The organism is Stenotrophomonas hibiscicola ATCC 19867 (genome assembly GCF_000382065.1).
GTDB classification, from domain to species: domain Bacteria; phylum Pseudomonadota; class Gammaproteobacteria; order Xanthomonadales; family Xanthomonadaceae; genus Stenotrophomonas; species Stenotrophomonas hibiscicola.
The window spans coordinates 749428-766161 of the sequence record NZ_KB907499.1; the positions used below are offsets into that span (position 1 = coordinate 749428).

The 16734-nt window shown below is 67.0% G+C and carries 12 protein-coding genes; 6 read left to right on the forward strand and 6 right to left on the reverse strand.

Annotated elements, in window-relative coordinates; genetic code table 11:
* The first annotated feature begins 43 nt into the window (after positions 1-43).
* From G370_RS0108150 to G370_RS0108160, 3 genes are all read left to right on the forward strand, one after another.
* A complete protein-coding gene (locus G370_RS0108150; RefSeq protein ID WP_019660148.1) occupies positions 44-781 on the forward strand; it encodes a winged helix-turn-helix domain-containing protein in 738 nt (245 codons plus the stop codon).
* Complete coding sequence (locus G370_RS0108155) at positions 778-2067, forward strand: ATP-binding protein (RefSeq protein WP_019660149.1); 1290 nt, start codon at positions 778-780, stop codon at positions 2065-2067. Before G370_RS0108150 ends, G370_RS0108155 begins: the two co-directional genes overlap by 4 nt.
* 140 nt (positions 2068-2207) lie before the next feature.
* On the forward strand, positions 2208-3008 hold the full coding sequence (locus G370_RS0108160; protein ID WP_019660150.1) for a MipA/OmpV family protein: 801 nt from the start codon (positions 2208-2210) through the stop codon (positions 3006-3008).
* A gap of 72 nt (positions 3009-3080) precedes the next feature.
* Here G370_RS0108160 and clpB read toward each other — a convergent pair whose 3' ends face one another.
* Together clpB and G370_RS0108170 are read right to left on the reverse strand one after the other, a co-directional pair.
* Positions 3081-5666, reverse strand: a complete 2586-nt coding sequence (gene clpB, locus G370_RS0108165) for an ATP-dependent chaperone ClpB (RefSeq protein ID WP_019660151.1) — start codon at positions 5664-5666, stop codon at positions 3081-3083.
* A gap of 181 nt (positions 5667-5847) precedes the next feature.
* Positions 5848-6669, reverse strand: coding sequence for a DUF3014 domain-containing protein (locus tag G370_RS0108170; protein WP_019660152.1), 822 nt, complete (start codon positions 6667-6669; stop codon positions 5848-5850).
* Positions 6670-6838: 169 nt separating this feature from the next.
* On the opposite strand from G370_RS0108170, the gene G370_RS0108175 reads away from it, so the two are divergent.
* On the forward strand, positions 6839-7549 hold the full coding sequence (locus G370_RS0108175; protein ID WP_019660153.1) for a glutathione S-transferase: 711 nt from the start codon (positions 6839-6841) through the stop codon (positions 7547-7549).
* 165 nt (positions 7550-7714) lie between these two features.
* Here G370_RS0108175 and G370_RS0108180 read toward each other — a convergent pair whose 3' ends face one another.
* From G370_RS0108180 to G370_RS0108195, 4 genes are all read right to left on the reverse strand, one after another.
* Complete coding sequence (locus tag G370_RS0108180; protein ID WP_019660154.1) at positions 7715-9325, reverse strand: SulP family inorganic anion transporter; 1611 nt, start codon at positions 9323-9325, stop codon at positions 7715-7717.
* Between the two features lie 601 nt (positions 9326-9926).
* A complete protein-coding gene (locus G370_RS0108185) occupies positions 9927-11645 on the reverse strand; it encodes a thiamine pyrophosphate-dependent enzyme (protein WP_019660155.1) in 1719 nt (572 codons plus the stop codon).
* A 109-nt stretch (positions 11646-11754) separates the two neighbouring features.
* Positions 11755-12612, reverse strand: a complete 858-nt coding sequence (locus tag G370_RS0108190; protein ID WP_026347040.1) for an SH3 domain-containing protein — start codon at positions 12610-12612, stop codon at positions 11755-11757.
* Positions 12613-12648: 36 nt separating this feature from the next.
* Positions 12649-13131 carry a DUF3574 domain-containing protein gene (locus G370_RS0108195; protein ID WP_019660157.1) on the reverse strand — a complete coding sequence of 161 codons (483 nt, stop codon included), beginning with the start codon at positions 13129-13131 and terminating at the stop codon, positions 12649-12651.
* Between the two features lie 214 nt (positions 13132-13345).
* Between G370_RS0108195 and G370_RS0108200 the strand changes: the two genes are divergently transcribed.
* Positions 13346-15781, forward strand: coding sequence for a TonB-dependent receptor plug domain-containing protein (locus tag G370_RS0108200; RefSeq protein ID WP_019660158.1), 2436 nt, complete (start codon positions 13346-13348; stop codon positions 15779-15781).
* A 166-nt stretch (positions 15782-15947) separates the two neighbouring features.
* Complete coding sequence (gene otsB / locus G370_RS0108205; protein WP_010481547.1) at positions 15948-16706, forward strand: trehalose-phosphatase; 759 nt, start codon at positions 15948-15950, stop codon at positions 16704-16706.
* Positions 16707-16734: the final 28 nt, after the last annotated feature.

Sequence of the window (16734 nt, forward strand, 5' to 3'; positions counted from 1 at the left end):
TCGCCGCCGGGCGCTCCTGCCCGGGCACGGAGGCCCCACGCGCATGCAGCCATCCCCCTGGACACCAACCGCCAACGGTACTCCGACGCAGGTCCTGCTGGTGGAGGACGACCGTCGCCTGGCCGAACTGGTCAGCGACTATCTCCACGAACATGGTTTCGCCGTGCAGCATGTGGCCCGCGGCGACCTGGCCGGCGCCGCCTGCCGCCAGCACGCGCCGGAGCTGGTGGTGCTGGACCTGATGCTGCCCGGCCTGGGCGGCATCGACGTGTGCCGGCAGATCCGCAGCTTCTCCGATGTGCCGATCCTGATGCTGACCGCCTGCGAGGACGACATCGAACAGGTGCTGGGCCTGGAATCGGGCGCCGATGACTATGTGCACAAACCGATCGAGCCGCGCCTGCTGCTGGCCCGCCTGCGCGCCCTGCTGCGCCGCCGCCATGGCAGCAGCAACACCGGCACACCCAGCCGCCTGATGCATGGCGAACTGCTGATCGACCGCATGCAGCGCGAAGTGCACCTGCACGGTCAGCCGGTCGAGCTGGGCACCACGGAATTCGAGATCCTGTGGCTGCTGGCCAGCCAGCCGGGGCAGATCCTGTCGCGCGACCATATCCTGCAGGCGGTGCGCGGCATCGGCTTTGACGGCCTGGACCGCAGTGTCGATGTCAGCATCGGCAAGCTGCGCCGCAAGCTCGGCGATGATGCGCGCGAACCGCGGCGGATCAAGACCGTGTGGGGCCGTGGCTACCAGTTCAATCCGTCGGCCTGGACGGCATGAAGCGGCTGTTCCTGTGGTTGTGGTTCGTCACTGGTGCCTGCTTCCTGGTGTCGGTGTTTTTCCTCAACCACATCCTGGACGGCATCTACACGCCTGTGCAGGATCGCGTGTTCGTCGAGCAGGTGCGCGGGCAGGTGTACGCCCTGCGCAGTGGCCTGGCCGGCCTGGACGCCGGCCAGCAGCGTGAGCGCCTGCAGCAGTGGCAGCCACACTACGGCATCGCGCTGACCCTGCTCGACAGTCCGCCCGCGCTCGCCCCCCAGGAACAGGCAGCCGTGAAGGCCGATGGCTTCATCGTGCGCGATCAATACCAGCAGGTCCTGCTGCCCATCGAAGGCATCGGAGGCCGCTGGCTGCACCTGCGCCTGCCTGGCGCGGTGCAGATGACGACGTACATGACAATCGCGGCATACCTCAGCATCCTGCTGCTGGTCGGCGCCAGCCTGTACGCCTGGGTGCGCCTGCTCTGGCGCGATCTTGAAGCGCTGCGCCTGCACGCCGACCGCATCGGTGCCGGTGATCTGCAAGCGCGCGCACAGGTCTCGCCGCGCTCGCAGATCCGGGTCATCGTCGAACATTCCAACCGCATGGCCGCGCGCGTAGCCGAACTGGTGCAGCGCCAACGCGACCTGACCCATGCGATCTCGCACGAACTGCGCACGCCGATCGCGCGCGTGGCCTTCGGCCTGGACCTGATGCAGGACAGCGACGATCACGAACGCCGTGCACGGCTGGCACAGGGGCTGCACGGCGATCTGGCCGAACTCAACCGGCTGGTCAGCGAACTGCTGGCGTATGAGCGCCTGGAGCACCCCAGCGAAGGCGAACCGATGCAGCGTATCGAAGCCAATGACTGGCTGCAGGCCTGCCTGGCCGATGCGCGCCGTGATGCCGAACGTGCCGGGGTGGTACTGCGCGTGCAGCCCAGTGCGTTGCCACGGGTGGATGCCGAACCACGCCTGCTGCAGCTGGCACTCAGCAATCTGGTCGGCAATGCGCTGCGCCATGCGCGCTCGCAGGTGGAAGTCTCGCTGGTCGGTGTCGGCGGCCGCGCCTGCCTGCGCGTGGATGACGATGGCCCCGGCATCGACGAAGCCGATCGGGAGAAGGTGATGCGCCCGTTCACCCGCCTGGATGACAGCCGCAGCCGCGATACCGGCGGCTTCGGCCTGGGCCTGGCCATCGTCAGCCGCATTGCCGTCCGCCACGGCGGCGAGCTTCGCATCAGCCGCGCCACGTTGGGCGGCGCGCGCCTGGAGATGCACTGGCCGCTGGCTGCCAGCTGAACGCCCTTGGGTGCAATTACAGTTGATTACAACTCCCGCACAACTGCGGACGGATCGGTCGCCGGCGTATCGCCACGCTAGCGACCCTGCAGCACTCGCCGGATGCGCGCGCTGCCTTCCTCCCATTGTCGAGAGTTTCCATGTCCCAGCTTCGCCGTTCCCCCGCCCTGCTCTGCCTGGCCCTGTTGCCGCTGTTCGCCGCACCGACCGCCTACGCCCAGGATGACCGCTGGACCTTCGAGCTAGCCGCCGGTGGCGGCGTGGCACCGCGCTACAGCGGCAGCGAGGAGTATCGTGCGACGCCGTCGCTGTCCTTCGATGTCACCTCGCCCGGTGGCTGGTTTCTGGGCACCAGTGGCATTGGCTGGGGCACCTCCATCGGTGAGCACACCCGCGTGCGCGCGTATGTCGGCGCCAGCGGCATCCGCAAGGAAAAGGACTCGCTGCTCGGCGGTTCCGACTTCCTGCGCGGCATGGGTGATATCGATACCCGTCCCCTGGTCGGCGTCTCGGCTGGTTATACGCTGGGCGAAGCCGTGCTGAGCGGCTCCTGGCAGTTCACCCGCAAGGACGAGGACAAGGCCGAGAACGGCCTGGCCACCCAGCAGATCCATCTGAACCTGAGCATGCCGCTGTTCGACCTGGCCGGCGGCGTGGTCAGCGGCAGCGTGTCCACCGACTACGGCAACCGCGGTTACATGCAGACCTGGTACGGCGTCAGCCCGGAACAGGCGGCGCGTACCGGCTTTGCCGAGCACAAGCCAAAGGCCGGCCTGGTCAGTGCCGGTGTCGGCCTGAAGTGGAGCCACCGCGTGGGCCGCAACGGCAACTGGTACATCTCGGCCGAAGGCACGCGCCTGCTCGGTGATGCCGCCGACAGCCCGATCGTGCAGAAGGCGAACCAGTTCGGCTTGATGAGCGGCTATACGCACCGCTTCTGAGTGAGCGCCGGGCATGGCCCGGCATGCCTCGCAGGAAACGGGGCGCTGCGGCCAGGCGGCGCCCCGTGTGAATCACGCTTTGGCGAACACCAGGCGACCGCCGTCGTTGCCAACCTCGATGGTGTCGCCGTTGACGAAGGCGCCGGACAGGATCTGCTGCGCCAGCGGATTTTCCAGTTGCGACTGGATCGCGCGCTTCAGCGGGCGCGCGCCATACACCGGATCGAAGCCGACGTTGCCGAGCAGGTCGAACGCCGCATCGGAGACCGCCAGCTTCAACCCGCGCTCGGCCAGCCGCTTCTCCAGCCCGCGCATCTGGATGCGCGCGATCTGCTTGATCTGCTGCTTGTCCAGCGGGTGGAACACTACGATGTCGTCCAGCCGGTTGATGAACTCCGGACGGAAGTGCGCCTGTACCACGCCCATCACCGCCGCCTTCATCTGCGTGTAGGCCTCCGGACTGTCGTCGGCGCTCATGTCCTGGATCTGGTGCGAGCCCAGGTTCGAGGTCATCACGATGACGGTGTTGCGGAAGTCCACGGTGCGGCCCTGGCCGTCGGTCAGGCGGCCATCGTCGAGCACCTGCAGCAGGATGTTGAACACATCCGGGTGCGCCTTCTCCACTTCGTCCAGCAGGATCAGCGAGTACGGGCGACGACGCACGGCCTCGGTCAGGTAGCCGCCTTCCTCGTAGCCGACATAGCCCGGAGGCGCACCGATCAGGCGCGCGACGCTGTGCTTCTCCATGAACTCGCTCATGTCGATGCGGATCATCGCGTCGGCACTGTCGAACAGGAATTCGGCCAGCGACTTGCACAGCTCGGTCTTGCCGACGCCGGTCGGGCCGAGGAACAGGAACGAGCCGGCCGGACGGTTCGGATCGGACAGGCCTGCACGCGAGCGGCGCACGGCATCGGAGACGACCTTGATCGCTTCCTCCTGGCCGACCACGCGGTTGTGCAGCACCTCTTCCATGCGCAGCAGCTTGTCGCGCTCGCCTTCGAGCATCTTGTTGACCGGGATGCCGGTCCAGCGCGATACGACTTCGGCAATCTCCTCGTCGGTCACGCGGTCCTGCACCAGCTTGAAGTCCTTGTGCTCGGCTTCCTGGGCCGCAGCCAGCTGCTTTTCCAGTTGTGGCAACAGGCCGTACTGGATCTCGCTCATCTTGGCGAAATCCTGGCGGCGCTGCGCGGCTTCCAGCTCGAGCTTGGCCTGCTCGACCTGTTCCTTGATCTTGGTTGCGCCCTGCAGCGCGGCCTTCTCCGACTTCCAGATTTCATTGAGATCGGAGAACTCGCGCTCCAGCGCATCGATGTCCTTCTCCAGATCGGCCAGGCGCTGCCGCGAGGCTTCGTCCTTCTCCTTTTTCAGCATCTCGCGCTGGATCTTCAGCTGGATAACCCGGCGTTCCAGGCGATCCAGCTCCTCCGGCTTGGAGTCGATCTCCATGCGCAGGCGTGAGGCGGCTTCGTCCATCAGGTCGATGGCCTTGTCCGGCAGCTGGCGGTCGGTGATGTAGCGGTTGGACAGCGTGGCGGCGGCGACGATGGCCGGGTCGGTGATTTCCACACCGTGGTGCACGGCGTACTTTTCCTTCAGCCCGCGCAGGATCGCGATGGTGTCCTCCACCGTGGGTTCGCCGACGAACACCTTCTGGAAGCGGCGCTCCAGCGCAGCGTCCTTCTCGATGTACTTGCGGTATTCGTCCAGCGTGGTCGCGCCGATGCAGTGCAGCTCGCCACGCGCCAGGGCCGGCTTGAGCATGTTGCCGGCATCCATCGCGCCATCGGCCTTGCCGGCACCGACCATGGTGTGCAGTTCGTCAATGAACAGAATGATCTGGCCTTCGTTCTTGGCCAGGTCGTTGAGCACGCCCTTCAGGCGTTCCTCGAATTCACCGCGGAACTTGGCACCGGCAATCAGCGCGCCCATGTCCAGCGACAGCACGCGCTTGCCGCGCAGGCCTTCGGGCACCTCGTCGTTGATGATGCGCTGCGCGAGCCCTTCCACGATCGCGGTCTTGCCCACGCCGGGCTCGCCGATCAGCACCGGGTTGTTCTTGGTCCGGCGCTGCAGCACCTGGATGGTGCGGCGGATTTCCTCGTCACGGCCGATCACCGGGTCGAGCTTGCCGCTCTCGGCGCGCGCGGTCAGGTCGATGGTGTACTTCTCCAGCGCCTGCCGCTGCTCCTCGGCATTCTCCGACTGCACGTTCTCGCCGCCACGCAGCTTGTCGATCGCCGCCTGCAGGCGCGTCTTGTCGGCACCAGCGGCGCGCAGCGCCATGCCCAGCGTGCCACCATCCTCCAGCGCGGCCAGCACGAACCACTCGCTGGCAATGAAGGCGTCACCATGCTGCTGGGCCAGCTTGTCGGTCTGGTTCAGCAGGCGCCCCAGATCGTTGCCCAGCGACACGTTGCCGGCCTGGCCAGATACCTTGGGCAGAGCGTCCAGCGCCTCGGTCAGGCGCTCGCGCAGCACCGGCACGTTCACCCCGGCCTGGGCCAGCAGCGGGCGCGTGCTGCCACCCTGCTGGTCCAGCAACGCGCTGAACAGGTGAACCGGTTCGATGATGCTGTTGTCGCGGCCCACGGCCAACGACTGTGCGTCTGCCAGCGCCTGCTGGAAACGCGAGGTGAGCTTGTCCATCCGCATTGCGAATCCTCATCGGTCTTCAGGGCCGGCCTAGGCCGGCAATGCTGGAAAGATGCGGTTGCCCCACCCGGTTTCAAGGGCGGCTGCGACTGCACCCCGGGGCCAGTCAGCCTGCGGCCAGCATGCCGGAGCGCGTGTGGTCGGCGCGTTGATCCCGATCAGTTCCGCACGGTGGACGGGCTCAGCGGGTGATCGCGCTGCGGATCGCCCGCAGCTGCTGCTTGATCGCCCGCGCCTGTGCAGGATCCATGCGTAGCAGGGCCTTCTGCCCGATCGAGCGTGACTGCAGGGTGGGATCGACGAAGCGGTAACGGCCGCGCTCATCGCGCTGCACCAGAGGCGCCTGGGCCAGTTCCGGGGTATCCAGCAGATGGTCGATCACCGCGACCAGGCGATCATTGAAATATCCGTCGGGCCGGCCTAGGTCGACGTAGGCCTGCTGGATCAACGGATAGAAGCGCTTGTAGGCCGTTGCCGTTGCTGCCGGATCCAGCGCGGTGAAGGCCTGCACATAGGGCGCATAGCGCGCCGCGTTGCTGGCGGCGGTGCGATCACCGCCTTCGCCGGGCTCGACCTGGAGGTTGCCCGGCAGCGGCCGTGCGGCCAGCGCAGTGGGCGGCACGCTTGGCTTGTCCAGGTTGTCGACCTGGGTGACCAGGCGCTGGATCAGGTGATCGCGCAGCAGCAGGGTCAGCGGCCCCTCGCCCTGGAACAGTTGGCTCAGTGCGCCCCAGGCCGCGGCATCGCTGTCAGCCAGCTTCGGCAGCGCCGGGTCGGCGGCGGCCTCGGTGTCCAGCGGATGCCTGATCGGCGGCGGTGCTGGCGAGGGTTCCGCGGCCGCCTGCGGTTGTGGCGCTGCGCTGGTGCTGACGGCAGTTGACTGCACCGGCACCGAAACACCATCTGCCAGGTGCTTCAGCTGATCCCGGAACAACCAACCGCCCGCGCCGCCGATCACCACCACACCCAGCACCCAGGGCCATACCGCCTTTGCACTCTGCATGATGCAGCACCTCGTTTCACACGCATGGAGAAGGTGTGACCCCACCGGTTCCAGCCGGTTCCCCGCCTGTTCCGCTGCCGTTCGGCTTCGCCCTGCGCCAAAGCCGCGCTCACGCCTGCTTTGCATGCCGCGCGCGAGGCTGGGGGCCTTGTCCTGCGGAGACACTGCCATGCAGTACGCGCTGTATTACTGGACCGGCATCCAGGGCCGGGGCGAGTTCGTGCGGCTGGCGCTGGAAGATGCCGGCGCCGACTACATCGACATGGCGCGGGTGCACGGTGATGCGGTGATGCAGCCGTTCCTGGAGGGCCACAGCGAAGGCCCGCAGCCCTTCGCGCCGCCGTTCCTGAAGGCCGGCCGCCAGGTCATCGCGCAGGTCGCGGCGATCCTGGATTTCCTCGGCCCGACGCTGGACCTGGTGCCACAGGCGGCCTCGCGGCGGATGCAGGCGCTGCAACTGCAGCTGACCATCGCCGACCTGGTGGCCGAGGTGCACGACACCCACCATCCGATTGCCGCATCGAAGTACTACGAAGCGCAGAAGACCGAGGCCAAGGCACGTGCCGCGTCGCTGCGCAGCGAGCGCCTGCCGAAGTTCCTGGGCTACTTCGAACGGGTGCTGGCCGCCAACGGTGGCCGCCATGCACTGCGCGAGCATTCGTACGTGGATCTGTCGCTGTTCCAGCTACTGAGTGGGCTGGACTACATGTTTCCACGCCGCATGCAGGCACTGGCGTCCACCCTGCCCCTACTGCGCGCGCTGCAGGCGCGGGTGGCGAAGCGGCCGAACATCGCCGCCTATCTGGCCTCGGAACGACGTCTGGCGTTCAACACGAATGGCATCTTCCGCCACTACCCGGAGCTGGACGCCGAACGGTAGTGCCGGCCGCTGGCCGGCAGAGCGCGCTGTGATCATTCGCCGCCTGCAACACGCCCCTGTAGGGCCGAGCCATGCTCGGCTCAGAGCAGCCGAGCGCAGGCTCGGCTCTACAGAGCACCAGAAGTGGAAGGAGCGGTAGCGCCGGGCCATGCCCGGCGTCACCGGTCAATGATCGGTGCGATCAGCCAGCGGTTGCACCGGCTGCTTCTGCAGCGACAGCAGGCCCAGCAGCACCGCCAGGGCCACGTAGGCGCCGGCAAACTGCAAACTGATGATGCGCGCCAATCCTTCCAGGTCCCACGGCAGGTAGATGCCGCCGCGCGGATCCACCGAGTGGATCAGCCCGAACAGTGTCAGCAACGCAGCCACCAGCAGGAACCCGCAGGCACGGCGCAGGCGGCCATCGACCATCGCCGCCACCGCCGAAATCCACAGCATCGAGGTGATGATGAAGCCGTTGCCGAGAGTGAAGATCACCGCCAGCTCCGGCAGGCCGTGGCCGTCGAGCTTGGTCAGCAGCTGCGCCAGCTGATCCGGTGCGATCCAGCCGGGTGCCTTGATCGCCAGCAGGTAGGCCACCGACGGCAGGAAACCGAGCACCATCGCGCCGGCATGGTGGCGCGGCGTGGCCTGGAACGCCTGCGTGGTGATGTCGATGGCCACGTACACGATGATCGGTGCCAGCACCGCCAGCGGCAACCACTGCACCAGCCCGGAGATGATACCGAGCATGCCGCCGATGCCGACGAACAGGCCGGTCAGCAGCGTATAGCCGCTGCGCGCGCCCATGTGCTTGTAGGCGGGCTGGCCGATGTACGGCGTAGTCTGCGCGACGCCGCCACACACACCGGCCACCAGCGTGGCCACCGCTTCCACCAGCAGGATGTCGCGGGTGCGGTAGTCGTCACCGGCTGCGCGCGCGCTTTCAGACACGTTGATGCCGCCGACCACCATCAGCAGGCCGAACGGCAACAGCAGCGGCAGGTAGGTCATCGCGGTGGGCAGGCCGTCGAGGAAGCCTAGTGTCGGCAGCGGCAGCACCACCTGCGGTGGCACCCACTCCGGTACATGGAAGCCGGGTGCGCCCAGCCCGGCCAGGCCGAGGCCGTAATACAGCACGGTGCCGAACACGAAGGCCAGCAGCACGCCCGGGCCACGCACCGGCAGCATGCCCTTGGCGATCAGCACGTACAGCAGCAAACCGAGCGTGGTGAAGCCGACCAACGGCGAGCGCAGCGTTTCCAGCAGCGGCAGCAGGCCCATCAGCACCAGCGCGATGCCGGCGATGGAACCCAGCAGCGCGGCACGCGGCAGGGCGCGGGTGACCGCTTCACCGAAGAACGACAGCACGAACTTGAGCACGCCCATGATGACCAGCGCGGCCATACCCAGCTGCCAGGTGGCGATGCCCGCCGCGTGCGGGTCCATGCCCTGCTGCTTGAAAGCGATGAAGGCCGGGCCAAGCACCAGCAGGGCCATGCCGATGCTGGTCGGGGCATCCAGGCCGAGCGGCATGGCGGTGACGTCGTCACGGCCGGTACGCGCGGCGAGCCGGCGTGCCATCAGGGTGTACAGCAGGTTGCCGATCAGCACGCCGAAGGCGGTGCCGGGGAACATGCGGCCGAACACCACGTCGGCGGGAAACTGGAAGATCCCGACCAGAGCCATGGCGATGAAGCCGAGGATGGAGAGGTTGTCGACGACCAGGCCGAAGAAGCCGTTGAAGTCGCCGGCGACGAACCAGCGACGCGGTGCGGCGGAAGCGGGAGCGGACATGGAAGGGGCGGTGGGGGTGGGGACCGCCGATGGTAGGCCCAGCGGGGCCCGGGCGCCAATTCCGCGGTGGAATGATGGGTTCCAGCCAACGGCGGGGCCCCTCGTGGCTGGGGGTGGGTCGCCAAAAGCAGCTTTATCGGAGTGGGCCGGTCGGGATGGGCTGCGCAGGACACGCCGTAAACCCGTCCCTGGGGGCTCGATGGCGCCATCCATGGCGCCAACGGTCCTGCGCAGCCCATCCCGACCGGCCCCTGACAACTCCCTGCGCGTGCCAGCCACGGAAAGGAATCAAAAGATCAAAAGCAAAAGCGGGTCGCTTCGCTCTGAGCCGAGCATGGCTCGGCTCTACACGAACAATTCGATCATTTCCAGGTTATCCACGCATGGCGTGGATCTACCGACAGATCGCAGGAAGCTGTCGAAGGCGGGGTGGGTCCGGTTGCGGGGGCGTGAGCGCCATGGATGGCGCGATCGAGCTTACATGGACGTACTTGCAGCGTCCCCCGCAACCGGACCCACCCCGCCATCCCTCAGGAAACCCGCTTCTGCTCTGGCTCTGGCTCGTAGCGGGTGCAGGGCGCAGCCCTGCATCGACCACCCCCTACTTCTTCAGGAAGTTGTCCACCAGCAGATGCTTCACGTCGTCGAAGCGGCCGTTCAACACCGCCTTGGCCGCATACAGCGCGGTACCGGCCACCTGCTTGGCTTCGATCTGGGGCGGCATCACCAGCTCGGCGCGGCTGGTGTGTACGTCCAGCAATGCCGGGCCACGCTGCGACAGGAAGTCCTGCACCGCTTCCTCCAGATCCTCGCTGCGGGTCACGGTGCGGCCGTGGAAGCCGATCACCTCGGCCAGGCGACCGAAGTCCGGGTTCTTCAGGTCGGTGTAGTTGTCCAGCAGGCCTTCCACCTTCTGTTCCAGCTCGACGAAGTTCAGCGAGCCATTGTTGAACACCACCACTTTGATCGGCAGGTTTTCCTGCACTGCCGTCAGCAGGTCGCCCAGCAGCATTGCCAGGCCTCCGTCGCCGGACAGCGATATCACCTGGCGGCCCGGGAACGCCTTCTGCAGGCCCAGCGCCTGCGGCATCGCGTTGGCCATCGTGCCGTGCAGCAGGCTGGTCAGCGTGCGGCGGCGGCCATTCACCCGGATATGCCGCAGCACCCAGACCATCGGCGAGCCGCCGTCGGCGGTGAACAGCGCATCGTCGGTCGCATACTTCGACAACAACGCGGTCAGGTGCTGCGGGTGGATCAGCTCGCCTTCACCCGGCTGTTCTTCCTGTTCGCGCTTCTTCAGCGCCTTGTCGCGACGCTCGATGCACTCGTCCAGGAAACTGCTGTCCTCGCGCGGCGGCAGCATCGGCAGCAATGCATCCAGCGTCGGCGCGATATCACCGACCACGCCCAGGTTCACCGGGTGGCGGCGACCCAGATGACTGCCATCGCGGTCGACCTGGATGATCGTGGCCTTGTCCGGGTAGAACTGGCCCCAGGCGAAGTCGGCGCCGAGCAGCAGCAGCGTGTCGCACTCCATCAGTGTGTGGAAGCCGGACTCGATGCCGAAGATGCCGGTCATGCCCATGTTGTACGGGTTGTCCGGCTCGACGAAGTCCTTGGCGCGCGAGGTGTGCGCGATCGGCGCCTGCAGGCGTCGGGCCAGTTCCAGCAACTGCGCGTGCGCGCCCTGGCAACCGGCACCCGCGTAGATGCCGATGCGCTTGCCCTGCCCCATCAGCTCGGCGATACGCTGCAGTTCGGCGTCGGAAGGACGCAATACCGGCTGGGTGTAGTGCACCGAGAACGGCACATCGTGCTTCACCTCGGCCTGGCTGATATCGGCCGGGAGGATCACCACCGCCACGCCGCGGCGGCTGATCGCCGCCTGGCAGGCCAACGTGACCACGCGGCGTGCCTGTTCGGCGCTGTGGGCCTGCTCGCAGAACACCGAACAACTGGCGTACACCGCCTTGAAGTCCACTTCCTGCGGGAATTCCATGCCCAGCTCGCTGGTCACCACCTGGCTGGCGATCAGCACCATCGGCGCACGGTTTCGGTTGCTCTCGAACACGCCGTTGATGAAGTGCAGGCTGCCGGGTCCGCAGGAGCCGGCGCAGGCGGTCAGCTCGCCACTCACCAGCGAATCGGCGCCGGCAGCGAACGCTGCCACTTCTTCATGGCGCACGTGCACCCAGGCGATCTCGCTGCCATGCATCGCATCGGTCACATGGTTGAGCGTATCGCCCACGATGCCGTAGCAACGGCGGACACCGGCCTGCTGCAGGGCGTCCACCACGATTTCGGCCACGCGCTTGCTCATCGGATACATCCTCGAACGGGGGAACGCCCGAGGCTAGACCTGATGAAGTGATGCCCCCGTGGGCACGTCGCCCGTCGCCTCGATGTGCAAACTGCGGGCAGAGGTCTCGTCAATCATTGACGTTGATCCAGCCCAGCACCGCGCCCTGCTTCGGGTTGCGGTAGCGCAGCTTCACCCAGCCGTCCTGTTCATCCAGCATTTCCACGCGGTCGCCCTGCACGAGGTAACGCTTGGTGCTGGACGCACCGGGCCGGTCGAACAGGAACAGGCGCGCAGGTACCACGGTGGCCTGCTGACCACGCAACGGCCCATCCGGTGGTGCACCCAGGCCATCGGCAATGGCGCTCTCCAGCACACGGCCGGCGGGGTCATAGGTGCGCCAGACCGCCAACGGGCCCTGCTCGTCGGTTTGTTCCCACTGCAGCGCGGCGTTCAATGTGTCGCCCAGCATCAACACGCGCTCGGCGCGGTACAGGTAGAGCTTCGCACCCGCGAACCGGTACTGGTCGGCGTACCACATCGGCCCGCTGCGGCAACTGCTGGTAAGGGTGCGGGTGGCAACGTCCACGCTCAGCCCCATCAGGTCACCGCAACTGTCCTTGCCGTGGGTGTCGGCCTGCAGCACGCGATACGAAGCACTGGCCGGATCGAAGCGGTACACCGTCACCGCTTCATTGACCATGCCCACCGAGGCGCGTGCGACCAGTTCCGGGTAGCCATCGAAGTCGACGTCCTCCAGACCCCAGCGCGAATTGCCGTCGGCATCCGCCGCGCCCGCCAGCGTCTGGCGCCTTCCCGACGGCGACAGCTGCACGGCGATGCTGCCATCCTGCTGGGGATCGGCGTGCGCCTGCACGTGCGCGGCCACCTGGAACCGCAGTGTTTCGACGTCGTCGCCACTGGCCTGCGCCGACGGTGCCAGCAATCCCGCCAGCACCAGGCCCAGCACGCATTCCCTGTGTTTCATCATCGCTCCCTGCGGCACCGCGGTGGTGCCTTCAACTCAGAACGATACCTCGACCGGCTGCCGCGACCACAGCACCGATTGATGGTTGGTCTGCTGCTTCCACGCCAGGCGGATCGCTTCGATATCGGCGCGGCGCTGCGGGGTGTCCTCGTGCAGCACCACCAGCACCTTCGTGCGCAGGCGGTTGGGCGCGGCATCACCGCGGAACAGCCACTGGCCGTAGGCATCGAACACGGTCAGGCCATCCGGGAAGCGCGGGGTCACTTCCTTGTCCAGGAACGTGCGCCACTGCGCCTCGCTGATGGTGTCGGCCTGCGGGCGGTTGCCGGCACCCTGCTCCTCGCCCACGCCGAAGTACAGCTCACTGCGCACCCAGCCATGGCCGGCGGACGGGCGTGCGGCATCACCCTTCAGTTCGGCGGTGGTGGCCGTGGCATAGGCGCTGGGCGCCTGCGAAGAGAGGCTGGCACAGCCGCTGGTGGCCAGCAGCACGGCGAAGACGAGGCCAAGGTGTTTCATCGGTACAGCTCCGGGGAAGGGGGACAAGGCGAGCCGGCAGCGTACAGCGCCACCGGCCCGGCGTGCTGATGCCAGCAGGGCATCAGCTCATGCCGGACTGGCAGGGGCTTGCATCGGCACCGGCCATCACGCGAAGATAATATATCGCTTCATCCGGATGGATGTAAGTGAAACTATCTCCCCCTTCCCCGTCGTCGTTGTTGCTGGAGCCCCCATGTCTGCCCGCCTGCCCGCGTCGCCGCTCGGCCTCGCCATCGCCCTCTCGCTTTCCTCCGCCGCCGTCCCGGCCCTGGCCCAGGACGCCACCAACCTGGACACGGTGATCGTCACCGGCACCCGTGCCGCCGACCGCACCGTGCTCGAATCCACCTCGCCGGTGGACGTGCTCACCGCCGAGGACATCCGCAAGGCCGGCGTGGTCAACGGCGAGCTGGGCAGCGCGCTGCAGGCGCTGCTGCCGTCGTTCAACTTCCCGCGCCAGTCCAACTCCGGCGGCGCCGACCACGTGCGCGCGGCACAGTTGCGCGGCCTGTCGCCGGACCAGGTGCTGGTGCTGGTCAATGGCAAGCGCCGCCACCACACCGCGCTGGTCAACACCGACAGCAAGATCGGCAAGGGCACCACGCCAGTCGACTTCAACTCGATTCCGGTCAGTGCGATCAAGCGCATCGAAGTGCTGCGTGACGGTGCCGGCGCGCTGTACGGATCGGACGCTGTGGCAGGCGTGATCAACGTGATCCTCGACAACGGCGGCGACGGCGGCGAGATCGAGGCCAGCTACGGCGCCAACCACACCGACCTCAAGCCGATCGGCCGCACTCTCACCGACGGCCAGACCGGCAACATCAGCGCCAAGGTCGGCACCTCGCTGGGCGAGGACGGCGGCTTCCTGCGCGTGGGCGTGGAGTACAAGCACCGCAACGGCACCAACCGCGCCGGCTTCGACCAGATTCCGCCGTGGGACCAGACCCCGGGCAACCTGGCGCTGCAGGGCAAGCGCAACTACGTGCTGGGCGATGGCAAGAGCAAGGACATCAATCTGTGGCTGAACACCGAGATCCCGGTGGGCCAGACCTCGACGTTCTACGCATTCGGTACCTTCAACCAGCGGGATACAGAAGGCGCGAACTACTTCCGCTACCCCGATGGCGATGCCAACTGGAAGGAGATCTATCCGAACGGTTACCGGCCGATCTCCGAAGGCGAGAACCGCGACGTGCAGGCCGTGGCCGGCGTGCGTGGGCAGTGGGGCGAATGGAGCTACGACGGCAGCCTGGATTACGGGCAGAACGACTTCACCTACCGCCTGCGCGACTCGCTCAACGCCTCGCTGGGCCCGACCAGCCCGACCCGTTTCAAGACTGCCGATTACGAGTACGCACAGACCGTGGGCAACCTCGACCTGAGCCGCGTGTTCACCCAGAGCGAGAGCATCAGCCACACCCTGGGCCTGGGCGTGGAAGCACGCCACGAGCGCTACCAGACCCGCCCCGGTGACCCGGCCAGCTATGCGGCCGGCCCGTTCACCGACCGCCCGACCGGTTCGCAGGCCGGTGGCGGCCTGACCCCGCAGGATGCGGCGCGCCTGTCGCGTGATGTGGCCAGTGCCTATGCCAGCCTGTCCAGCCAGTTCGGCGAGAAGTTCTCCACCGATCTGGCCGCGCGCTACGAGCACAACGATGATTTCGGCGGTGAACTGACCGGCAAGCTCGGCCTGCGCTACGAATTCACCCCGGCGTTCGCGTTGCGTGGCGCCATTTCCAACAACTTCCGTGCGCCGTCGCTGGCACAGATCGGCTACGAGTCCACCTCCACCGGCTACAACGCTGGCGGTCAGCTGGTGCAGGGCCGCTTGTTGTCGGTCAACAATCCGATCGCGCGCGGCCTGGGTGCGCAGAACCTGAAGCCGGAAAAATCGATCAACACCTCGCTGGGCTTCACCAGCCGCATCGGTGAGCACTTCGACCTGTCGCTGGACTTCTTCCAGATCGACATCGACGACCGCATCGCGCTGTCGGAGAGCATCACTGGCGACGCACTGACCGACTATGTGGCCGCCAACTACGGCGTCAGTGGCCTGCAGAGCGCCAGCTTCTTCGTCAACGCCGCCGACACCCGCACCCGCGGCGCCGAACTGGTGAGCAACTGGCGCCAGTCGCTGGGCGATGGCCAGCTGCTGCTGACCGGCACCTACGCCTACACCAAGACCACGCTGAAGAACGTGCTGGCCACGCCCGCGCAGCTGCGGGCACTGAACCCGGACTACGTGCTGTTCGGCATCGAAGAGACCAACACGCTCACCGACGCCACGCCGCGCACGCGCGGTAGTTTCTCGGCAGCCTGGAGCAACGACCACTGGTCGCTGAGCAGCCGCGTGAACCGCTACGGCAGCGCCACCCGCGTGTTCAACTTCGGTGACGGCTACATCCCGCGCCAGACCTACCAGGCCGAGTGGCAGCTGGACGCGGAAGTGGAGTACCGCATCACCCCGCAGTGGAGCGTGGCCATCGGCGGGCAGAACCTGACCGACAACTACCCGGATCGATCCAACAGCGATATCCACTACTTCGGCAACCTGCCGTACGACGTGCTGTCGCCGATCGGCAGCAACGGCGCCTACTACTACGGCCGCGTTCGCTATACCTTCTGATTGCTCTGGGTGTAATTGCCTTGGGTGGGTGCGGACCGTTGGTCCGCACTGTCTGGGTTCAATGCAGGCTGACCCTTTGTGCCGACCCACGGTCGGCACCCACCGAAGCAAGGCCGTAGCCTGCCCTCGACCCCACGTACACGCCCACGCTGGCAAGCTGGGCGTCATGGCTGAACCGCTCCCCCTGCGTCCGCCACCGCCATTGCTGGATGACGCCTGCGCGTTGTTCCTCGATGTCGACGGCACCCTGATCGAATTCGCTGCGCGCCCGGATGCCGTGCAGCTGCTGCCGGATGTGCGTGAAGCCATCGGCCGCATCAGCGACCGACTGGAAGGTGCCGTGGCACTGGTCAGTGGTCGCCCGCTTGAACAGCTGGATCAACTGTTCGCTCCCCTGCAACTGCCTGCCGCTGGCCTGCACGGCCATGAACTGCGTGGCCAGGATGGTCGTGTGCTGCGTGACGAACACGATGACGACACCGCCGAGTGGCTGCACGCACTGCACCAGCAGGCGATGCGCTTCGCCCACGGCCATCCCGGCGTGCTGGTGGAAGACAAGGGCGTCGGCCTGGCCCTGCACTGGCGCGGCGCGCCGCATGCCGCCAGCGATGTCCGCGCCTTCGCCGACCGCCACGTGCGTGGCCGTGCCAGCTACCGCCTGCAACCTGGCGACCATGTGGTCGAGTTCGTGCCTGTCGGCACCGACAAGGGCCGTGCCGTGCGCCGGATGATGCAGTACCTGCCCTTCCGCGGCCGCCTGCCGGTGTTCCTCGGTGACGACCTCACCGATGAATTCGGCTTCGACGCCGCCAACGTCCAGCATGGCTGGAGCGTGCTGGTGGGCGAGCGGGAACCGAGCAAGGCGGTGTTCGCGCTGCCCGACATACGCAGCGTGCACGCCTGGCTGCGTGAGAATGCCTATTGACCCGGCCCCCCCACGGCCGCAACCGAGA